The sequence below is a fragment of the Algoriphagus yeomjeoni genome, from assembly GCF_003259505.1.
In the GTDB taxonomy this organism is placed as follows: Bacteria; Bacteroidota; Bacteroidia; order Cytophagales; family Cyclobacteriaceae; genus Algoriphagus; species Algoriphagus yeomjeoni.
The window spans coordinates 56,886-76,246 of the sequence record NZ_QLLK01000013.1; the positions used below are offsets into that span (position 1 = coordinate 56,886).

General features: G+C 36.5%; 18 protein-coding genes. 16 read left to right on the forward strand and 2 right to left on the reverse strand.

Annotated elements, in window-relative coordinates:
- Positions 1 to 22: 22 nt before the first annotated feature.
- The 16 genes from LV83_RS18130 to LV83_RS18205 all read left to right on the forward strand — a co-directional run bounded on the left by LV83_RS18130 (position 23) and on the right by LV83_RS18205 (position 15,905).
- Complete coding sequence (locus LV83_RS18130; RefSeq protein WP_111612984.1) at positions 23 to 724, forward strand: class I SAM-dependent methyltransferase; 702 nt, start codon at positions 23 to 25, stop codon at positions 722 to 724.
- 1 nt (position 725) lies between these two features.
- Positions 726 to 1,556, forward strand: a complete 831-nt coding sequence (locus tag LV83_RS18135; protein WP_111612985.1) for a beta-1,6-N-acetylglucosaminyltransferase — start codon at positions 726 to 728, stop codon at positions 1,554 to 1,556.
- On the forward strand, positions 1,549 to 2,571 hold the full coding sequence (locus LV83_RS18140) for a hypothetical protein (RefSeq protein WP_111612986.1): 1,023 nt from the start codon (positions 1,549 to 1,551) through the stop codon (positions 2,569 to 2,571). The genes LV83_RS18135 and LV83_RS18140 overlap by 8 nt, the downstream gene beginning before the upstream one ends.
- Positions 2,568 to 3,818 (forward strand): ABC transporter ATP-binding protein, encoded by a 1,251-nt coding sequence (locus LV83_RS21665; RefSeq protein WP_245947094.1) that lies wholly within the window; start codon positions 2,568 to 2,570, stop codon positions 3,816 to 3,818. The genes LV83_RS18140 and LV83_RS21665 overlap by 4 nt, the downstream gene beginning before the upstream one ends.
- A 3-nt stretch (positions 3,819 to 3,821) precedes the next feature.
- A complete protein-coding gene (locus tag LV83_RS18150; protein WP_111612987.1) occupies positions 3,822 to 4,625 on the forward strand; it encodes a class I SAM-dependent methyltransferase in 804 nt (267 codons plus the stop codon).
- The gene (locus LV83_RS18155) at positions 4,622 to 5,398 is read left to right on the forward strand and encodes a glycosyltransferase (RefSeq protein ID WP_111612988.1); all 777 of its coding nucleotides are present in this window, start codon (positions 4,622 to 4,624) and stop codon (positions 5,396 to 5,398) included. The genes LV83_RS18150 and LV83_RS18155 overlap by 4 nt, the downstream gene beginning before the upstream one ends.
- Positions 5,395 to 6,216 (forward strand): FkbM family methyltransferase, encoded by an 822-nt coding sequence (locus LV83_RS18160; RefSeq protein ID WP_111612989.1) that lies wholly within the window; start codon positions 5,395 to 5,397, stop codon positions 6,214 to 6,216. Before LV83_RS18155 ends, LV83_RS18160 begins: the two co-directional genes overlap by 4 nt.
- Positions 6,203 to 7,210 carry a glycosyltransferase family 2 protein gene (locus LV83_RS18165; RefSeq protein ID WP_111612990.1) on the forward strand — a complete coding sequence of 336 codons (1,008 nt, stop codon included), beginning with the start codon at positions 6,203 to 6,205 and terminating at the stop codon, positions 7,208 to 7,210. Before LV83_RS18160 ends, LV83_RS18165 begins: the two co-directional genes overlap by 14 nt.
- 20 nt (positions 7,211 to 7,230) lie before the next feature.
- Positions 7,231 to 8,118 carry a glycosyltransferase family 2 protein gene (locus LV83_RS18170; RefSeq protein WP_262510744.1) on the forward strand — a complete coding sequence of 296 codons (888 nt, stop codon included), beginning with the start codon at positions 7,231 to 7,233 and terminating at the stop codon, positions 8,116 to 8,118.
- The gene (locus LV83_RS18175; protein ID WP_111612992.1) at positions 8,115 to 8,972 is read left to right on the forward strand and encodes a glycosyltransferase family 2 protein; all 858 of its coding nucleotides are present in this window, start codon (positions 8,115 to 8,117) and stop codon (positions 8,970 to 8,972) included. The genes LV83_RS18170 and LV83_RS18175 overlap by 4 nt, the downstream gene beginning before the upstream one ends.
- Positions 8,969 to 9,856 carry a glycosyltransferase gene (locus LV83_RS18180; protein WP_111612993.1) on the forward strand — a complete coding sequence of 296 codons (888 nt, stop codon included), beginning with the start codon at positions 8,969 to 8,971 and terminating at the stop codon, positions 9,854 to 9,856. Before LV83_RS18175 ends, LV83_RS18180 begins: the two co-directional genes overlap by 4 nt.
- Entirely contained in the window at positions 9,849 to 10,961 is a 1,113-nt protein-coding gene (locus tag LV83_RS18185) for a glycosyltransferase (RefSeq protein ID WP_111612994.1), read from the forward strand. Before LV83_RS18180 ends, LV83_RS18185 begins: the two co-directional genes overlap by 8 nt.
- Positions 10,962 to 11,066: 105 nt before the next feature.
- Entirely contained in the window at positions 11,067 to 12,695 is a 1,629-nt protein-coding gene (locus LV83_RS18190) for a glucosamine inositolphosphorylceramide transferase family protein (RefSeq protein WP_146613752.1), read from the forward strand.
- Positions 12,692 to 13,765 carry a glycosyltransferase gene (locus LV83_RS18195; RefSeq protein ID WP_111612996.1) on the forward strand — a complete coding sequence of 358 codons (1,074 nt, stop codon included), beginning with the start codon at positions 12,692 to 12,694 and terminating at the stop codon, positions 13,763 to 13,765. Before LV83_RS18190 ends, LV83_RS18195 begins: the two co-directional genes overlap by 4 nt.
- A 183-nt stretch (positions 13,766 to 13,948) precedes the next feature.
- Positions 13,949 to 15,181 carry a hypothetical protein gene (locus tag LV83_RS18200; protein WP_170124585.1) on the forward strand — a complete coding sequence of 411 codons (1,233 nt, stop codon included), beginning with the start codon at positions 13,949 to 13,951 and terminating at the stop codon, positions 15,179 to 15,181.
- A gap of 343 nt (positions 15,182 to 15,524) precedes the next feature.
- A complete protein-coding gene (locus tag LV83_RS18205) occupies positions 15,525 to 15,905 on the forward strand; it encodes a four helix bundle protein (RefSeq protein ID WP_111612997.1) in 381 nt (126 codons plus the stop codon).
- Between the two features lie 151 nt (positions 15,906 to 16,056).
- Here the strand turns inward: LV83_RS18205 and LV83_RS18210 are convergent, their stop codons facing one another.
- Together LV83_RS18210 and LV83_RS18215 are read right to left on the reverse strand one after the other, a co-directional pair.
- Positions 16,057 to 17,244 (reverse strand): glycosyltransferase, encoded by a 1,188-nt coding sequence (locus tag LV83_RS18210; RefSeq protein WP_111612998.1) that lies wholly within the window; start codon positions 17,242 to 17,244, stop codon positions 16,057 to 16,059.
- Positions 17,245 to 18,285: 1,041 nt separating this feature from the next.
- Positions 18,286 to 19,266 (reverse strand): polysaccharide deacetylase family protein, encoded by a 981-nt coding sequence (locus tag LV83_RS18215; RefSeq protein WP_111612999.1) that lies wholly within the window; start codon positions 19,264 to 19,266, stop codon positions 18,286 to 18,288.
- Between the last annotated feature and the right edge of the window lie 95 nt (positions 19,267 to 19,361).

Sequence of the window (19,361 nt, forward strand, 5' to 3'; positions counted from 1 at the left end):
TGTGAGATCATGAATTAAATATATGTCTCTACGCAAAAGCAATCCATTTTCTATTTTGCATATTCTAAAAAAATCAATCGTTAGTTTTAAGCTCTTTCTTTTTAGAAACGATCTTAAATATGCAGCCCAAGTATTTCACTCTGACAAATTTCACGTTCATAATTATATCCCATATTATGTTCATTTTTTTAGCTCACTTCGAAAGAAAAAGAATCGAATTTTAGAAATTGGAATTGGTGGGTATGATGATCCGAAGCTAGGCGGTGCATCCTTACGATTGTGGAAGAACTATTTTAGCAACTCTCAAATTTTCGGAATTGATCTTTATGATAAAAGTCAATTAAACCAACATCGTATCAAAACATTTAAAGGCAGTCAAATTGACTCTGGTTTTCTAAATCAAGTTGTTTCCGAAGTAGAAACCTTTGATATTATCATAGATGATGGGAGCCATATCAGTTCCCATGTGATTTTCACTTTTGAATACCTCTTTCCTTTCCTTACCCCTGGTGGGTTTTATGTGATAGAAGACCTACAGACCTCCTATTGGGAGGAATATAATGGTGGATTTCAAAAGGAAGGAAGTTCAATTGAATATTTCAAAGGATTAATGGACTCGATTAATTCAATCTATATTCGCGATAAAGAGGTGAATTTTAAATTTGAGAATGAAATTGAGTTCTTTTTCATGCGCCACAATATTTTATTTATAAAGAAGAAATGAGTTGAAAATAGCATTTATAATCCTTGCCTATAAATTTCCCAAACAGCTAGACTTTCTATTGTCGAGATTGAATTCCGAAAATCATTTCTTTTTCATTCATATTGATTTAAGGTCTGATTTCGCTGATTTCGAAGAAATACTAGCGAAATACCAAAGTTCAGTTTACCTATTGCCTCGAACCAAGTCTTATTGGGGAAGCTATAATTGTGTGGAAGTTGTGAGGAGGGGATTAGAAGTAGCATTTAATCACAGAATTCAGTTTGATTTCTTTATTCATCTTTCGGGGCAGGATTTACCACTTAAATCCAATCATTTTATTGATTTGTTTTTTGAAGAAAATAAGCATAAAAGTTTTATCAACTTAGTCAATTCAAGTTCTGATAAGATTAGTAAAAGGTTAGAAAAATGTAAATTTTTTATAGCTGATGTTAGATACACACTTAGAAATCCGCATCCACATTTTCTTTTGGGATACTTGGGCCTAATTTGGAAATATCTAATTCGATATTTTGATAGCCGTGTCAATTACTTTGAAAGTGAATTTTACTTTTCTTTAAATAGAGATTTCGTGGGTTTGCTTTTGAATCAATTTCAAAAAGAGAAGCTTCTCACTTTTCGGCTTCAATTTTCTGAGATTCCAGAAGAGATTGTTTTGGCTACATTAATTGGGAAGATTCCTGATTATGATGTATTAATCCATCAGGAGGAATTTCGACTATTTTCGTGGACTGATGAATCTAAATCACCAAAGGAGTTGGATCAAAATGATTATTTTGAGTTACTAGATTCCAAATTCCTATTTGGTAGAAAATTTAATATTTTCAATGGTTGATTTACAAATAAACTATATTCATCATCAGCAGCTTTCTAGCTTTTATGTTGGTGTCGAATTGCTTCGTCAAGCAGGAAAAATTAAAGTTGATTTCAAATTTGATGCAGGTTCTAATTCTTTGCCTTTGCTTTATGGTCACTTAAATGGGAAATCTTTCTGTATTGATTGCTTGGATGGCCTCAATTGGATATTAGGATCGAAAGAGGATAACTTGGGATATTTTAAGTCCCAGATTAATGCTGATTTTATTTTTAAACGAAGCTTTTCCCCTGACCTCATATCACTTAAGCCAAATTCACATGTTAGACCATTTGGTTTTAATCATGCTTTGGGACTTACCTTTTTTCCAAAGATTTATCAATTCAGTCAGTTTTTAAAAAATCCATATTGGAGTTCCCGTTATTACCGCTTGTTAGCTGGGTATTTTGATTACCGTACATTTGAAGTAGAGCCAATTTTACCAAAAAATATTAAAATATTTTTTCAGGTTCGGCTTTGGGATCCTGATGAGGCAAAAGACTTACTGAATGCTGATATGCGTACCCAAATCAATAATTTTCGTGTAAACTGTGTAAGAGCATTAAAAATGTATTTCCCGAATTTTTTCTTGGGTGGCGTTGCAGATTCTTTCTACGCGCGTCAAATTTGTCCTGATTTGATATTGGATTCGGATCACACTCGACGAGAGTATTATTTTTCTCTTCTCCGGCAATCTTCAATAGGGATTGCAACTACTGGATTACATAATTCAATTGGATGGAAAATGGGTGAATATATCGCAGCGTCTCGCGCAATTATTTCAGAACCATTGTATTATCATGTACCTGGTGATTTTGAAACAGGTAAGAATTTTCTAGGATTCACAAGTGTTGATGAGCTAATAATGCAGGTAGATAAATTGTTGACGAAACCTACGGTTATTCAAGAAATGATGAATGAAAACTTTAAATATTACAACCAATATCTTCGTCCTGATCAATTGGTTTGGAATATCATTAAACAAATTCAAGAATGAGTTCGGTAATTCAGGTTAATAATTTATCCAAAAGATACCGTTTAGGACTAAAGGAGAAAGAAGCTGAAACCCTGATTAGTCAAATCGGTTCGGCTATACTCTCTCCTTTTCAGAACTTTAAAAAACTACGCGAACTAAGTCGTTTCGGAGAAGAAAATGAATCTGTTTTTTGGGCTTTGAAAGACATTGATTTTGAGGTAAATGAAGGGGAGGTGTTAGGGATAATAGGAAAGAATGGAGCAGGAAAATCTACTTTGCTCAAAATTCTTTCTCAGATTACAGAACCAACCTCAGGTAAAATTGAAATAAGAGGTCGTGTTGCCTCCCTTTTGGAAGTAGGCACAGGCTTTCATCCAGAGCTTAGTGGACGCGATAATATCTACATGAATGGGACTATCCTAGGGATGACCAGAAAAGAAATCGATAAAAAGCTGGATGAGATAATTGATTTCTCTGGAATAGAGAAGTTTATAGATACTCCAGTAAAATTTTATTCCTCTGGTATGAAAGTTCGATTGGGGTTTTCTGTGGCAGCTCATCTGGATCCAGAAATCCTAATTATCGACGAGGTCTTAGCTGTGGGCGATTTTGAGTTTCAGGCTAAATGTTTAGGTAAGATGGAAGAAGTGAGTAAACATGGTCGGACGGTATTATTTGTAAGTCATAATCTGGGAGCTGTCTCGAGCTTATGCACTAGGGCTATTTTACTTGAAAATGGTAAGGTTTCTGAAGTAGGGGATGTTAATAAAGTTTTAAATGTTTATCAAAAGAAAGTTGAAAAATATACAAGTATTTCTTTTTTGACTTTTAATGGGACTGCTCAGAATTCATTAATATTCTCATCTGTTCATTTAAATGACAAGGACCCATTTCAGTCTTTTATTTTAGTGTCACCAGACGATGTTTTAAAAATTGAAATTAAGTCAAAAACAAATGTTGCTGACAATATCAAAGTAACGATTGCTCTTTTTAAAGATGGAGTTCGAATTTTTAGTGTTTTCGACCAATCAAATAGAAAGTTTGAAGCCGGAAGGTTTTTGTCTGAATTCGAAATACCTTCTAATTTCTTAAGGCCTGGAGTTTATACTGTTGGATTAGGGGGAGATTATCAAAGCGGTGAATGGATGTGGTGTGATCAGGCATTTTCATTTGAAGTTTTGGAAGTGTATTCGAAAAATATTGATAAACCTGCTGTGGGGCTAATTAATGCAAAACAGTTAATCAAAACATCAAGGGTTACGGAATAAATAATGAAAGAAAGAATTTGGAGTTTTTTAGCATGGCATAGAATAAAGCCATTAATGAATAAATTTGGATATCTCTCTTACTTACATAGCCTAGCAATTAAAAAGGAAAAGGCGAGGATCCTTCGAACTTACATTTCGACTAACCAAGTGATGTCAGGGCCTTTTTCTGGTTTAAAATATCCATCCTACGTAACTAATGGAAGTGCTCTTCTGCCCAAATTAGTCGGATCATACGAAGCTGAATTGCACCAAGAGATTTCAGAATTGCTTAGAAATAATTATTCAGAAATAATTGATGTTGGTTGTGCCGAGGGATATTATGCCATTGGTTTAGCACTCATTATTCCTGACGTAAAGGTGTATGCTTTTGATATTAATCCTCAAGCACAAATTCTTTGTGAAAAAATGGCAATTGAGAACAATGTTGATTCAAGAGTTTATTTACATGGAAGTTGCAAGGAAACAGATTTAAAAAAAATTCCTGTAAGAAAGAAAGCACTGATTGTGTCCGACTGTGAGGGTTTTGAATTGAAACTTTTTACTCAAGCAATCATAGCAGACCTTTCTGAATGCGATTTCCTAATCGAAACTCATGATTGTTATGATTCAAGAATTTCCAAAACATTAAAGGATAGGTTTCAATTTACTCATGACCTTACCTCTATTTATAGCATAAGCGACTTGGCAAAAACAGAGAGCTATCTTTTTCATAAAAAAGCTGGAATTCCTAGAAAATATCTATTCAATCTTTATTCTGAAGAACGAATAGGCGTCTCAGAATGGATTATTTGTCGATCTAAAAATTGAAAACAAATATCCCACAAATCATCCATCATTGCTGGTTTGGTAATAATCCAATAGGTGAGTTTGAAAGATCTTGCATTGATAGTTGGAGTAAGGCTCTACCCAATATTTTAATCAAACTCTGGTCTCAGGATTCTTTGAATATAAATCAATATCCATTTGCCAAACAAGCGCTCGAAAATGGAAAATATGCATTTGTTTCTGATGTGATACGGCTTCATGTGCTTTACGAACACGGAGGTATTTATTTGGATACTGATATTTTGATTTTAAAGGATTTCTCTGAGTTATTAAAACAAGATTTTTTTGTAGGAGAATATAGTCACGGGAGATTGAACGCAGCAGTGATCGGTGCCAAAGCCAAACACCCTTTGATAGGTAAAATGCTTGATTATTACCGTACTCTCGATTTTGACGTGTTTAAACCACTCACTATACCAGAGGTATTTGATATGTTTGTTTGGGATTATCCACAAGAGGGAATTATCATCTACCCGCCCGAATATTTTTACCCATTGCCTATGGAGCAGAAGGAGGATGATTACACTCAGTTTTTGACAAATAATAGCTATTGTGTCCACCTTTGGAATCATAGTTGGAAAGATGAATTTGTGCTCATGAAAGCCAATCAGTTCTTGCAAAGCTTGAGTTTGGCAGGTCGAAATATTTATAGATATCCGAAAACTTATAGAAACCGATCATATCTTCTTAGATACTTTAAAGCATTCAAAGCGCACAGTAAGCGCTATCTCCATCAGTTGATTTTTCCTTCATGAAAAAAATTAATCAAGTAATTCGTGCATTTGGGGTTATTGGAGCTTTTTGGTTGATTCTTTACAAGTTTCTTTATCCAAAGCTTCAGGCATTCAAATCTTCTCTTGAACTATTAGAATGGGGAGTAAAACATGAAGCCATTTTGAAACGGAAAAATAACCTGATCCATTTACAGGGGCTTCCAAATTTTCCTAAATCTAGCATGTGGTTTAGACCTTTTACAAGCGATTCATTGGTTGTTCGCCAACATTATTTTTCCTATGAGCTACAGCCTGTTGTGGAATACTTCAAGCAAATCAAAAAAGAACCTCAGCTAATGATCGATGCTGGAGGTAATATTGGAGTAGCAACTCGATATATGCAAGAGTATTTTCCTGCTTTAAAGGCATTAGTGCTGGAGGCCGCAGGAAGTAATTGTAATGTTGCTAAAATTAATTTAGATCCCTTAAGGTCGATTCTTTGGGAGAAGGCACTGTGGTGGAGGTCGGAAGAGTTGAATTTCAATAATAACGATTCAGCCTGGGCAATTCGGGTATCCGATAAGCCAGGTAATGGAAATGGTAAAGTGTCAGGAATCAGTCTCTCACAGATATTAGCAATGGAAGAATATGCAGAAGCTGATTTTATCAAGATAGATATTGAGGGAGCGGAAGAGCAAGTTTTCGAGCTTGATAAGAAATTACCAGAGTTTCTAGAAAAGGTAGCATGTATCACTGTTGAGCCTCATTCAGAGTATGGTAGAGAACTTTTGGAAAGAAAGTTGAAGGACTGGGGTTATCAGATTGAGTATCATGGTGAATTGATTTTTGGATTTAGGTAATTTGGTAGTGGTCAGTGTCGTTTTACCTGTCTATAATGGGGCAAGCTTTATATCTGAAGCTATTAATAGTATTCTTAATCAAACTTTCAAAGATTTTGAATTATTGATTATCAATGATGGCTGTACTGATGAATCAGAGAAGGTTATTAAAGACTTTAATGACCCCCGAATCAGATATTTTTCGTTCAAAAAAAATCGCGGTTTAGTTGCCTCTTTGAATTTTGGACTTGAAACAGCTCAAGGGAAATACATAGCTCGAATAGATGCAGATGATATTTCTGCCCATAATAGAATTGAAGAACAAGTACGGTTTTTAGAAAACTTTCCAGAGTATGTATTCTTAGGGAGTTCAGTGGAATTGATTCCTTCTGGCCAAATGAAACATCCCCCATTAATTGATCAAGAAATAGCGATCGGGTTAGTTTTCAATAATGTGTTTTTTCATAGTACCATTATGTTTCGATCTGAATTGGTGAACAATCATGGATTGAGGTACAAGGATGACTATTTGGGTTGCGAAGATTATCAGCTATGGACAGAAGTAATCCGTTTTGGGAAAGCAAGAAATTTGGTGATACCAGGTATGAAGTATCGAATACATTCAAATCAAGTTAGTAAGAACAAACCCGATAGCCTTAAAGATAGATTGAATCAAATAAGAGAAAGTTATTTAATCAATTTAGGAATTGGCTGGAATGAGAAGGAATTCACTGCTTTCAACCATTTTTGCAATTCCGAACAAATGGTAAAAAATGAAATTTACATCCTGATCAATTGTCTGTCGGATTTGAATCAAAAGTTCTCTAAGAAATATGCGGAAAATTCTGGGCAAATCCTGGAAGGGATTTTCACTTTTCTGTTAATGAAATTACCGCAGAAGAAATTTATGATGAGCATTGTTTATAATACCTTTTTAAATCAAATGGGGATTAAAAATTCTCGCATGAGACTAAAGCTAATCAAACAGGATGTGAAATATTTATTGAATAAGTGAAAGAGTTAAGCTTCTCTGTAGTGATTTGCACTAAAAATAGATGTTTAATTCTTAGGGAATGTTTGTCATCTCTTGTTGCCAATAATTTTACTCTCGAATCATTCGAGGTACTGGTTATTGATAATGGATCAATAGATGGAACCAAGGAAGAAGTTTATAGATTTCGGGAAAGTTTTGAATTTATTCATTATTATTTTGAGGAGAGAATTGGATTAAGTATTGCCAGAAATACAGGCATAAATAAAGTAAGATCCCCTTGGGTAGTATTTTTGGATGATGATTCTAAGCCTGCGCCTGATTTTTTGTGGCGTTTTCATGATTCCATTTCGAAATTTAATTTCGACGGAATTGGAGGAGTTTTTTATCCTTGGTATAGTCAAGGCCCCGTGGCTTGGATTCCTTCTAGTGTTATTCAGTTTCCAGTATTGAGATCTGATAGAGGCCCTCTTTTGAGGGGGACTTTCGTGGCTGGAGGGATTTCTGCATTTAAAAAAGAATGGCTAGAGCGAGTAGGCCTATTTCCTGAAAATATAGGCATGCGAGGGGACATAGTTGGTTATGGAGAAGAAAATGAGGTTCAGGAAAGAATTTGGAAGTTAGGAGGGGAGATTTGGTTTGATCCAGATTGGAGGATTGCTCATTATGTTGCTCCTTATAAATACGAGATCAAATGGCACGTTAAAAGGCTAATTGGTAAAGGGAGAGATTACCAATCTAGAATTGGTCAATTGACTAACTTTGAAGTCTTTAAGTTGTTTTTAAATTTGAGCTTTACTGGCGCGTATCACGGTATATTTAATTCCATGAAGTTTATTTTTAAAAAGTCTTATCCTTGGCAAATGTGGTTTTTAGATAGCTTTTCATTTTCATTAATGGCTTGGGGAAGAATTTTGTCAAATCGCAAATGAAACCTTTTTTTTCTGTAATTGTCCCAGTCTATAATAGCGAAAAAACTGTTGCTAGAGCTATCAATTCTGTTTTGGCACAGACCTTTGAAGATTGGGAATTGGTTCTAATAGATGATGGGAGCATAGACGAATCTTTTTCTGCTATGAAATCTTTTGAAGCTATTCCAAATGTGATTCTTTATAAGCAAGAAAATAAAGGAGTCTCTTTTAGTCGGAATAAGGGAGTTTCAGTTTCCTCGGGAACATGGCTAGTTTTTTTGGATGCAGATGATGAGTTAACCTCAGATGCATTAATAAACTTTGCATCTAGAATTTTACAAAATGCAGAAGCAAAAGCCATTTTAGGTGGATTCAAAAAACTCAAAGATAATGAGGAAGTTGACTATATCCCTAGAAATAATAAACCTCAATCTACCCTTTCTGGGTCGTTCGCTATTTTAAGAACTTTCTTCAATGAGCTTGGAGCCTACGATTCTACTCTTAAATTTTCAGAAAATACTGAATTGTTTCATCGAATTTTCATAAGTGAGTGTCAAATAGAATACGTTGAAGAAGTTGTTTTAATTTATTATGAATCCCTTAACGGAGGTTCGAAAAATCTTAAAAATATGATTGATTCACTTTTGATCATATTGGATAAACACTCATCTACCTTATCCCCGCATGTCAAATACCTTTATCGGCAGATATTAGGAGTGAATTACTTGAGATTTCAAAATTACCCAAGGGCAAGGACTCAACTATTAAAAGCATTATACATTAAACCATACAAATTAACGACCTTAGCTCGTCTGTGCATTTCACTTATACCACCATTATCAAAGAAAATATACCCTATGGAAATAAAATCATGATTTTGCTAGGAGGTTTTATAGTGACTTATAATCGATCTGAACTCATAATTGATACGATAGCAAAAGTCTTTACTCAAAGCTATCCTCCAGATTTTCTTTGGATTATTGACAACTCAGAGAATTTAGAAACTGATCATGCCATTGCGACACAAATGGATTCACGCCTCCGATATTATCGGATGGGGTATAATTCAGGGCCAGCGGGTGCAGCAGCTAAAGGGCTTGAGCTTTGTTACCAAAGCGGAGCAGACTGGATTTATTGGGGAGATGACAATGATCCACCTTTCAGATTCGATTGCTTTGAAAGATTACTCGCTATTAGAGATGAACACCCATTCTGTGGTGTACTTGGGACAGTTGGCCAATTTTTTGATCGAAAAAAAGGGGTGATTCAAAGAGTACAAACGCGACTTTTGGAAAAGAAAGATTGGGTAGAAGTGGATTCAATCGCGGGGGGAATGTGTATGTTAGTTTCCAAGGACGTGGTAAAGAATGGTATTTTTCCTGATAAGGATCTATTTTTCGGATTTGAGGAATTAGACTTTTGTCTGAAAGTAGCCAGAAAGGGCTTTACATTAATAGTGGATTGCAATCTTTTTTTGGAAGCACGTAAATTGACAGGACGCTTGGATTTCAATCGACCGGTTTATCAAAGGAAAGATAATTTAAGCCGTGAATATTACAGTTTAAGAAACTTGCTTTATATATCAGACTCACTGACTTTAAATTCTATGAAAAAGAGATTAATCGGTAAATGGATTATTAAAGCTATTTATGGTTTTCGTTATGGTTTCGGTTATGGATTTAAGAATTTCAAAAATATTTCATTAGCTTTTTTCCATTACGCGAGAGGCATAAAAGGTAAAACAATTCCTCTTGGATAAGCCTGTAATTATTTACTTAATAGACGGATTAAAATTCGGCGGAGCAGAACGAAGTCTTTTGGAAATAGCTAAAAGAATAAAAAAATATAGACCTATTTTTTGTGTGATATCAGATTCACTAGAATTATTGGAACAATATCAAAAGGCTGAAATACAAGTCTTACATTTCCCTTTACCGAGAAATTATCGATTTAAAAATAATGCTAAAAAATTAGAGAAAATTATAAGAGTCCTAAATCCTGTATTAATTCATTCCACACTTTTTTATTCGGACATGACATTGAGGTACTTAGAAATCGGCTTTCCTAAAGTCAATAGTTTGGTTAGCAATTCATATTCCCATAGAAGGTTGAGTCAGCTTTCATTAAAGATGAAATTGAAAGTATTGATTCTGAAACTTTGGGATATTTCGAGTAGTAGAAAAGTAGATTGTTTTGTAGCGAATTCAGAAGTCATTAAAACTAATTACATTAAAGAAACAAAAATCTCAGAAAGCAAAATTAAAGTAATCTATAGAGGTCGTGATCCTCTTCAATTTCAAAAGTTGGAAGTTGTCAATTCCAAATTATCTAAATCTCCGAGGTTACTTTCAGTAGGCCGACTAATCCCTTCCAAAGGACTTTTTGGCCTTGTGGAAGCTTTTGCAAAATTCCTAAATCAATTTCCTGGATCTACTTTATCTATTGCAGGCGACGGACCAGAAAAAACAAATCTTTTGAAAAAGATAGAAGAACTTAATTTGAATGATTCAGTCTGTCTCTTAGGTTCGGTGCAAAATGTTACTCGTGAACTTTTAAACACGGACCTGTTTATTTTCCCCACTTTTTATGAAGGACTTCCTGGAGCGCTAATTGAAGCAATGATGGCTAAGGTACCTGTTATATGTTCCGATATTCCTGAAAATAGAGAATGCTTGAGCGAAGACATGGGTATTTTTCATAAAGTAGGGGATTGGGGTGACTTGCTTAGTGTAATGAAAATCTCTATGGCTTTGAATGACTGGGATAAGAGAACTTCAAAAGCTTTTGATTTTGCTTCTAAAAAATTCGATGTCAAAAATATTGTATGTCAATATGAGGAACTGTATGATCAGTTATTAAAATGATAAATTCAAGAATTTGTCCAAAGTAGTAATGATCGCAATATTTTATATTCAAATGATTGCAAAAAACATTTCTTACGGAATTTATAAACAATTAATCTGTCAGAATTGAGAGTTGTCCTTTTGTTAGACTCATTGAATGTTTCTGCCTGGGTGTGGGAAGCCGTATCTCAGGTTTATCAAGAGAAGAGAGTTGAAATAGTATTGACAGTAATTAATGAAAACCCTAAAGCTAGTGGAAAGAAATCTCCCTTTTTGTATCGAGCGTACAGAGGATTCGATAGAAGGTTGTTTCTAAAATATCCTGATGCTTTTGCGCAAAAAGAGTTGACTAGTATTCAAGGTTGGAATATACCCATCCTAGCTATTTCGCCTCTTCAAAAGAAGTATTCAGATTATTTTATGGAAGAGGATATTTCAATAATAAAATCCTATAGACCAGATATCATTTTACGTTTTGGATTTCGGATTCTTAGAGGAGAGATTTTGAAAGCTTCGACTTTGGGAGTATGGTCTTTTCATCATGGAGATAATCAATTCTATAAGGGTGGCCCTCCTGCATTTTGGGAGGTAATGAGCCAAAAGGAAACCACGGGAGTAATTTTGCAAAGACTATCAGAGGAGTTGGATAGCGGTCAGATTTTATATAAATCAATTTCCCAAACTGATCCACTTTCAGTTCAACGAAATGCCAATAAAATTTTTTGGCTTTCATCTGCCATTATTCCTAGGGTTATTAGGCAGATCAATATTCTTGGTGAGGATAAATGGAACTTAGAATTGCAAAAACTTCAACCTACTACTAAAACTCAGGTTCCATTATTAACCCCGCCTGCATTCTTTGAAATGCTAAGCTTATTGGGCAAGCTAATGACTAGGAATTCACTCAGAAAACTTCATGAATTAAATAAAAAACCGTATTGGGAGATCTTGGTTTCGGAAAATATCAAGCCTGATGATATGAATTTCTCTGAATTAGCATTCAAATCGATTCAACCTCCCAGCAATAGCCTATCAAAAGGCTCCTTTTGGGCAGACCCCTTTCCTCTAGAACATAATAAGAAAACTTGGGTCTTTTTTGAGGCGTTTGATGGAAAAACTAATAAGGGAAAAATTGTAGCAGCTGAATGGAACGGCAATTCACTCTTAGATCCACAAACCGTACTAGAAGAAAGTTGGCATCTTTCTTACCCGTTTATATGGGAAGAGAATAATGAGTTTTATATGATTCCTGAATCGGGAGAAGCCCAAAAAACTTTTATCTATCAGGCGATTGATTTTCCTCTTCAATGGAAAAAAATTGGAGTTCTGATGGAAGGAGAGGCATACGATCCTACGATTCTTAAAATTGATAATATGTATTGGCTTTTTGTCAATCAAAGACCGCATCAAGGAACTTCTGCTTTTGTGGAATTGTATGCCTACCATTCTCCAACATTGCTAAATCCTGATTGGACTCCACACGTTTTGAATCCAATTGTGTCCGATGTCCGCTCTTCTCGTCCTGCTGGCAGAATTTTTAAAAGGAATGATAAACTCTACCGTCCAGCTCAAGATTCAGGATTAAGGTATGGTCATAGAATTAAAATCCAGGAAATTCTTAGACTTAGTCCAGCTGAATATGCTGAGAAAACTGTTGAAATTATTGAGCCAGATGACTCCAAAAAGAGGCTTGGGACACATACTTTTAGTATTACCGATAAGTGGATTTTTTCTGACGCATTTTATAGAAGGTGAAAATCTTTCAAGTTATACAAAAGCCTCAGGCTAGGGGAGTAGAGTTATTTACCTGTTTGCTTTCCGAGGAACTTCAAAAGCGAGGACATGAGGTAACCCTGATTTCAATTTTTGAAGGAGAATATCACCTGCCTTATTCTGGTAAGCAAATTCACTTAAAAAGGCCTCTTGCCAATAGACTAGTTGATTGGAAAGCTTGGAAGGCTTTTGCAAAACTGGTTGAAGAGGAAGTCCCAGATATTATTCAGGCAAATGCAGCTGATACACTGAAATTCACTGTCTTTTCAAAGAAGCTCTTTGGATGGAAAGTCCCTATCATCTTTAGAAATGCCTCACAAGTAAGTTTATATATTAAAAACCCGTGGACAAGAAGATTCAACGAGTTTCTTTATGGTAGTGTAGTTGGGATTGCATCAGTAAGTAAGAAATCTGCAGATGATTTCGGGTTGGTTTTCAATTTTGAAAAATTACATAAAGTTATTCCAATCGGTATTAATATTCCTAATAAAATATCCAACGAACCTATACTTGAAAATCCTATTCTAGTTCATATTGGTGGATTTACTTTTGAAAAGAACCACTCCGAATTGATCGATATGTATGGGAATATCTCCAAATCCTTTCCGAATTTGACTCTCTGGCTTTTAGGGGATGGACCTTTGAAGGAAAAAGTAACTCAAAAGATACATAAACTTGATCTTCAGAGTTCAGTGGTATTCAAAGGAAATGTAGCTGACCCTTTCCAATCCATACCACCCAATTCTATACTTTTACTTCCTAGTAAAATAGAAGGAATACCAGCCGTAATTTTAGAGGCTTTTGCAAATAGAATTCCTGTAATAGCATATGATGTTGGTGGCATTTCTGAGGTTTTGACTAAGGAAACCGGATGGTTAATCCCACCTGGAGATCAAAACGCATTTATTTCTGCAGTTCAAGAAGTATTACAAATGGATCAAACAGAAAAAGCAACGATCTTAGACCAGGCTTTTAAATTGGTAAGTGATAAGTATTCCATTGAAAAGATCTCAAAACAATTCGAGACATTTTATTTGGAGGTCATACTATAGCTATCGGATTCGACCAAAGGGAAAAATCTCCACGAATCAGAATAAAAGAGGAGATTTCTCAGTCGGCATTAAGAGATGTGATAAAAAAAATGAATCGTTGCCTTCTTCGAAATGACAATCATATTTTAGTTGAATTCCATATCTTAATTTTAATTTCAAATTAATCAATTTTAAATTCCCAAAGTGCTCGGCGCTCTAGTCCTAATCCTCCTTCTTTTTGGCATCAGCCAACCCATCCTTGGAGCTCTCCAAAAAGAGCACAAGTGGGTGAAGGCTGGTATGCTCAACCAGATTTTCTGGTACCATATGTTTTTTGGATTAGTGTATTGGACTTATGCACAGGTCAATAGATCAGATTCTGTAAACTATTTCAATAATACTAAATATGTTTGGAAGAATTGGTTTGATGCTTTTGCGGCGGGTACAGACTTTATAGAATGGTTGGCATTTCCTTTTGTGAATTGGTTAGGATTCAATTACGATATGATGATGTTCCTAAGCACCTGGTTGGGTTTCTGGGGCTTCGTTTATTTCTACCTGTTTTTCAAGGAAAACCTTCGCTTCAATCCCAAATTCGAAGGTTGGGATGCCATTACCATTTTCATGTTCCTTCCCAATATGCACTTCTGGACTGCATCCTTGGGTAAAGGAGCAGTGATTTTTGCAGGTATTGGTTTTCTGGTCTATGGATTATCATGGCCTCAAAAGCGGATTCCACATATAGCCTTTGGTAGCTTTTTATGCTACATGGTAAGACCACATATTCTCTTTGCTATTTTGATTGGTATGGGAGTAGGGTTTGTGTTGGGAAAAGAGAAAGTGCCATTATATCAGAAGTATTTTGTTGTGTTTTTTGCGATAGGAATGAGCATCTATGTTTACGAAGATTTGATTGTATATTTAGGTTATGATCCAAATAACTTGGTCGACAGCTTTGAAGAGGAATCTGCTTTAAATAGGGAAAGATTAGTGACATCAGGTTCTGGAGTCGATATGGGGTCCTATAGCATGCCTATGAAACTCTTTACCTTTTGGTTCAGGCCATTGTTTATAGACTCTCCAAATGTATTAGGAATTGCGATTTCATTTGAGAATGCGCTCTACATCTACATGTTTAGTAAGATTGTTCGTAAGGATTTCCTTACCTATATCAAGATTGCCCCTGCCATGGTAAAGATGTCGGCAGTGGTATTTATCTCTATCTCCATCTCCATGACCTTTGTGATGTCTAATTTGGGAATTATCATCCGCCAAAAATCCCAGATCATGTACTTTATGCTCTTTGTGGTAGTTGCCTTTATGGACTGGCAAAAAACCAATCGCATCAAAAAGCGTGGCGAAATATTTAATAGGATAGTAGAGGAGGAGCGAAAACGAATCGCTGAAGCGGAGTTGGTGGAGGGATCGTCTGTTTAAATTGTTTAGTAAAAGGGAAAAGGGAAAAGGGAAAGGGGATTAGGGATCAGGAATAAGCGAATAGGTATCCCGATAACTACCTTAGGTTTGATAGGTTGAAAAGCATGAGATAAGAGTAGAAAAGCTCTTGGTTAAAAATAGCGGCACATTCATATTGTTTTGGCGGTTCAGATGTCAACCCGAATGTATCAACATCATATTATTCTAAACGACTATATTTTTATATCACCGAGAACCATAAAAAGGGTAACTTATAAATCCATAGTTCAGACTGACTTCTAATTCTGACTCCTTTTTGTGTTCTACTCTAATCCCTAAAAGCCAATCCCTAATCCCTATTTACATGGATACTTTCGAGGACTTAAAATGCTGGCAAGCTGCTAATTTTTTAAAAAATAGAATTAGGAATGAAGTACTTAACCTAATTCCAGATAAAGAGAAATATGAATTAAAATCCCAGATATTGAGGGCAGCAAGGTCCTCGACTGCAAATATAGCTGAAGGCTGGGGACGCTATCACTTCTTAGACAGTCGAAAATTCTTCTTTAATTCTAGAGGCTCTTTAGGAGAAATTCTTGATCATTTGATAGAAGCAAATGACTGTAAATACATTTCAATGGATTTGTATCTTTCAATTCGGGAAGACTGTTTTACAGCTCTAAAAATTCTGAATGGATACATTCGATACCTTACTGAAAAAAATAAATTACCACCAAAACAATAAGCACTTCTGAACAGCCCCAATCCCTAACCCCTATTTCCCAATCCCCCAATCCCTAATCCCTATTTCCCAATCCCTAATCCCTATTCCCCAAACTCTAATCTCCATTCCCCAAATCCCTAATCCCTGTTTCCTATTCTCAAATCCCAAATCCCTATTCCCCCAATCCCCTTTTAAAACGATTAACGGATAAATAAACCTCCTCCAACTCACCAACCATCCTCTTCATACTAAAGTCTTTTATCACCCTGTCTCTGGCGGCTTTAGCCATTTGATTTTGAAGCACAGGATTTCGAATGAGTTCCACAGCATAGCTTGCCATTTTCGCCCAATCTTCTATTTCGGTAAGGTAGCCCTGCACTCCATGTTGAATCACTTCCCCGATTCCACCGGCTCTGGTGGCTACTACCGGTACTTCGCAGGACATAGCTTCCAGCATGGCTATAGGTAATCCCTCAAACTCAGAACTGCTCATATAAATATCCATGATGGATAGATAGGGGATAACTTCTTTTTGCACCCCAACCAAATGGAAATGTGCTTCTTTCCCTGATTTTTTAATTTGCTCCTCTATACGCTCCCTCCATTCTCCATCTCCCACCAGTAAAAAATGTGCCTCTGGGCATTCCTCCAGAATCCTTACCGCCACTTCTACCCAAAGCCAAAGCCGCTTCTGATCCCTAAACACAGCCACAATACCAATAATCTTAGCATCCTTAGGAATTGATAATTCAGGCATCGGACATCGGACATCGGACATCCTTACAAACATCTCCGTATTCACCCCGTTCTGAATCACCTTCAGATTCATTCTTCCCCCTCTTTGATAAGGATCCCAAATGGAGTTTAGACGCATAGAAAGGGCCACCTCATTGGATACCGCTATAGCCACATCCTGTCGTTTAAAACTGATCCTATTTCCCCAATAAGAAAGTTTATTGTATCGCTCCCAAGTATTATGCTCTGTATAGACTATGGGAATTTTAAGCGTATTGCCCACGGATCTTGCCATAATTCCAGCCCAAGGCAAATGCGCATGGATAATATCGAATTGATGTTCAATAATAAAATTCCGAACTCTTTGCACCTGAAAAAATAACCCTAAGTTTCCAGAGGGAATCAGGTGAACCTGAATGCCTGCATTCTCTAATTCGTCGATGATATTATTTTCCTGATGGTAGAAGTAAAGACAATGGAAATTGAATTTATTCTGATCATGAACCAAAGCCGTTTCAGGAATTAATTTCTCAGCTCCCCCTCTGCCCAAACTCTTGATCAGGTGTAATACCTTGATTTTTTTACCTGTATAGTTCACTTGCCCTGCCTCCACTTCATTATTCATTATTCAACATTCAGCATTTTAAATTCACCATTCTCTCCATGCCCCCATTCGTGTCTCCACGAATGGCTCATTTCACCGTAATCAAACTCCCCCTTGGCCTTGTATTTTGCTTGGAAATAAATCAGTCATCAAAGGGAGTTGGTGGATTACCCGTTTTCCTTCACTTGCCCTGCCTCCACTTCATTATTCATCATTCATCATTCTAAATTCAACTTCCAAACTTCCAACACCTCCCGATTCTATCGGGGCAACCAACACTGGCCAACTTCCCCAAATTTTAAATTTTAAATTCCTCCATTTTAAATTCTCAATTCCTCCATTTTAAATTCTTAATTTTCTCCGTTTCCATCTTGCTGGCAAAACGCAATATCTCCGAATGATGATCGCGGGCCAGCGCTGGTGAACAATTATATCCTTAAGCACCGGGTTAAAACCCGCCGCTATATAATCTACCACCCCGCTGGGGTTTTCACTCCGACTTGGATCCGCATTAATGCAGTCTCCTGACTGCCCCCAACTTCTTCAATCATCATTCGAACTTAACACCAACCAACACCTCCCGATCCCTATAGTGGCAACCAACAACTAACAACCTCCAACATCGGTCACCGGACAACTTTCTCCCAATTTTAAATTTTAAATTCCTCCATTTTAAATTTTCAATTCCACCATTTTAAATTCTCAATTCCTCCATTTTAAATTCCCCCCAACTATTCGTTTCCATCTTGCTGGCAAAACGCAATATCTCCGAAAGACGATTGCGGGCCAGCGCTGGTGAATAACTCCACTTTTTGATCCCAGGGTTGAAACCCTGGGCTACAAATCTACCACCCCGCTGGGGTTTTCACTCCGACTTGGATCCGCATTAATGCAGTCTCCTGACTGCCCCCAACTTCTTTATTCATCATTCGAACTTAACACCAACCAACACCTCCCGATTCCTATCGGGGCAACTCCCGATCCCTATCGGGACACCTAACAACCTCCAACATCGGTCACCGGACAACTTTCCGCCAATTTTAAATTTTAAATTCTTCCATTTTAAATTCTCAATTCCTTCATTTTCAATTGCCCAATCCCCTCCATATTCATACTCTCCATCCCATACTCAGCTTTTAAAAACTGAAAATGCACTAGTAATTCTTCCAGTTCAATCATGGATTGTATAGGATCATTGGCAAAATTATGTGGATGCCACCAGAGATGATAGATTTCCTTGTTTTTAGCGGCATAACTCATCTCAGATTTTACCCGTGCTAACCTGACTGAGTTAAAAACCTGATTGTTTTTGGAAATAGGCCTTAAGATTCTGGAGGCTGGAATTAAAAGGGGTTCATTGGGATAGACTTTCATTTCATCTTTAGAAAATGAAGTGTTTTTTCCGATGGGAATAAAACAGTCAGCAGATCGAAACCATTTTTTGCTTAGATCCTCGTGTTGGGTTTCCTGCCAAAACCAGCTTTTAGGATTACTTCTGGCTTGAGTATAGCCTTCTTCCAGGCAAATAGGCAAGTATAATTCGTTGATATGATTTCTAGGAAATACCAAGGACTTCAAGGTAATACCAAACTTATCCTGAGAGATTTTTTGAGTTGCCTGAAGGTCCTGCCTGAATTGCTCCGGGCTTTGACCTCTCATCAAGGTGTAATAATGTGCAAAAGTATGAGAGCCGAGTTCCTGTCCTGGGGTCTCTATGATTTGCTTGATCAATTCTGGCGCAAAATGCACGGCAGGGTTCAAACCCATCTTATCGGCAAACTCATAAGCTGAAAGCTTGGGCTCCCTATAGGACGGCTTTTGAATAGGGGAGTAAGCCAGCCATTCCTCCTCATTTTCGGCAAATAACATCCCCACCGTTGCCCAGGTGGCCTGTACCCGATTTTTGGCAAATACCTGAAGCATATCAGGAACAAGATTTCGGGTATGCTCGAAATATTTTGGGTTATACTTTGTCCCAACCTTATCAAAAATCCCCCAAAGAAGTTCGAAGTCTAGGGATATGCAGAATATGCCGGAATTCATGCTTTTGTTTTAAAATGAAAAATTGAATGGTTAAGGGATTGATTTTCTTGTTGGGAAAATTGATCCCACCAATATACTAGGAAGGATTCTCTTGA